This is a genomic window from Streptomyces sp. URMC 124 (genome assembly GCF_051386455.1).
Classification (GTDB): domain Bacteria; phylum Actinomycetota; class Actinomycetes; order Streptomycetales; family Streptomycetaceae; genus Streptomyces.
The window spans coordinates 1-2,180 of the sequence record NZ_JBPQTS010000310.1 but is presented as its reverse complement, the minus strand read 5'-3'; the positions used below and the strand labels follow the sequence as shown (position 1 = coordinate 2,180).

1 protein-coding gene and 1 pseudogene are annotated in these 2,180 nt (G+C 75.3%); one reads left to right on the top strand and one right to left on the bottom strand.

The genetic code is table 11. The features are described 5' to 3' along the window. Nucleotides 1–1,344, top strand: a pseudogene (locus tag ACSNOG_RS32560) (hypothetical protein); the annotation flags it as partial. A gap of 42 nt (nt 1,345–1,386) precedes the next feature. Here the strand turns inward: ACSNOG_RS32560 and ACSNOG_RS32555 are convergent. Beyond that, the gene (locus ACSNOG_RS32555; RefSeq protein ID WP_436756307.1) at nt 1,387–1,974 is read right to left on the bottom strand and encodes a TetR family transcriptional regulator; all 588 of its coding nucleotides are present in this window, start codon (nt 1,972–1,974) and stop codon (nt 1,387–1,389) included. Between the last annotated feature and the right edge of the window lie 206 nt (nt 1,975–2,180).

Sequence of the window (2,180 nt, the reverse complement as noted above, 5' to 3'; positions counted from 1 at the left end):
CCCACCCCCTTCCCCGGTCAGAACAGGCCTGCCCCCGCTGACGCCCCGGGGCGCGGCGGCCCCGTGCCGTTCCCCGGACCGAACGCGCCCGCGCCCGCCGGCCCCGACGCCCCCGGACCGAACGGGCCCGTAGCCGTCGGTGCCGAAGGCGCTCCCGCGCCCGGCGGTGGTGCGGCGCCGCTCGCCGGCGGAGCCGCGCCGGAAGGCGCCCCCGCCCCGACGGGTCGCCGCCGCGCCCGCCGGGCCCTGGCCGAGGAGCCCGGCGCGGCCGGGTCCTCCGCGGCGTCGGCCACGGACACCTCGGGGCGCCCGATCAGCGTGCGCGCCCTGGGCCAGGCCGCGCCGTTCGCCCAGGAGCCCGCGCCGGGCGGCGGTTCAGGCCGCCGCCGGCGGCTCGGCAACCCGGCCGAAGGCGAGCGCGAGCCGCAGGCACAGGCACAAGCGCAGGCGCAGCCGACCCCGCAGCCGGGCCCCCGCCCGCCCCTGCTCGACGCCCCGTCAGGACGTGCCTTCGCCATAGGAGCTCCGGACGAGGGTTCGGAGGGGCCCGAGCCCCTCGACGGCCCGGGCGGTGCGGTCGAAGTCGTGAACGCGCCGCGCCCCCCGATGGACGACGAGCTGCCCCCAGAGCCGCTGGACAACCCGCGCCGGCTCCTCGTGTGGCCCGCTCCGGACCCGTCCACGGAGGCCGCGCTGACCGAGCGCGGCTACCGCCCCGTGATCGTGCACTCGCGCGAGGAGGTCGACGCGCAGACGTCGGCGTACCCGGCGGCGCTGTTCGTGGACCCGCTGACGGGCCCGATCACGCGCACGGCACTGCAGTCGCTGCGCGAGGCGGCCGGCGCGGCGGGGGTCCCGGTGCTGGTGACGGCCGGGCTGGGGCAGGCGACGCGGGAGGCGGCCTACGGGGCGGACCCGGCGGTGCTGCTGAAGGCGCTGGCGCCGCGCGACAGCGAGATGCACCCGCCGCGCGTGCTGCTGATCGAGGAGCACGCGCCGATCGCGACCGCGCTGACGGCAACGCTGGAGATCCGCGGCATGCAGGTGGCGCAGGCGTCGACGGACGCGGAGGCGGTGACGCTCGCCGAGCAGATGCGCCCGAACCTGGTGGTGATGGACCTGATGCAGGTGCGCCGCCGCCGCGCGGGCATCGTCGACTGGCTGCGCTCCAGCGGCATGCTCAAGCGCACGCCGCTGGTCGTCTACACCTCGGCGGGGATCGACCCGGCGCAGCTGACGGGGCTGGCGGCCGGGGAGACGGTGCTGTTCCTGGCGGAGCGTTCGACGAGCGCGGAGGTGCAGGGCCGGATCGTGGACCTGCTGTCGAAGGTGGGCACGGACTGACCCCGGCCGGACCCCGGCCGGCTGCGCCCGGGCCCGGTCGGGCTACGCCTCCGGCCGGGTGATCCGGCGCGCCGCCGTCCGCACGGACTCCCGCAGCGTGTCCAGGTCCCCGTCCGCCCCGCCGACGAGGAGCCGGCGGAACTGCGGCACGGCCGTGGCCCACCCGGCGAGCGCGCTGATGAGGAAGACGAGGTGCCGCGGCGGCAACCCGGGGTCGACCTTGCCCTCTTCCTGAGCGGTGGCGAAGGCCGCGGCCTTGGAGTCGTAGCGGGAGCGCCGCTCGGCCTCGTGGGGGATCTCGTTCTCCCCGTATTCGAGCCCCTCCCACAGGAGCAGCCGCAGCAGCTCGGGGTGGGCCTTGTGGTACTCCATGAGCCGGTCGACGTAGCAGTCGGGGTCGTCGGCGTCGACGGGTACGGCGGAGGCGAGTTCGAGCAGGGCTCGCTGGAGGACCTGGGAGAACAGCTCGGCCTTGTCGCCGAAGTAGGCGTAGATGAGCTGCTTGTTCGCCTTGGCCTCGCGGGCGATGCGGTCGATGCGCGCGCCGGCGATGCCGTGGGCGGCGAATTCGGCGGTGGCCGCGGCGAAGATGCGCGCCTTGGTGGCCTCTGGATCCCTGACGACTGCCATACACCCAGAGTAACCAACTATTTGGTTGACAGCACGTTCCGTTTCACGTGAAACTTATAACCAACCAGTTGGTTATAACGCGGCAGGCCACAACCGCCGCACCGTCCGTCCCGGGGGAGCTCCACCACTCATGCCGACGCCCGCACCGTCACCCACAGCCGCAGCAGTACCCGCCACCCCACCCGCACCCGCACCCACGCCCGCTC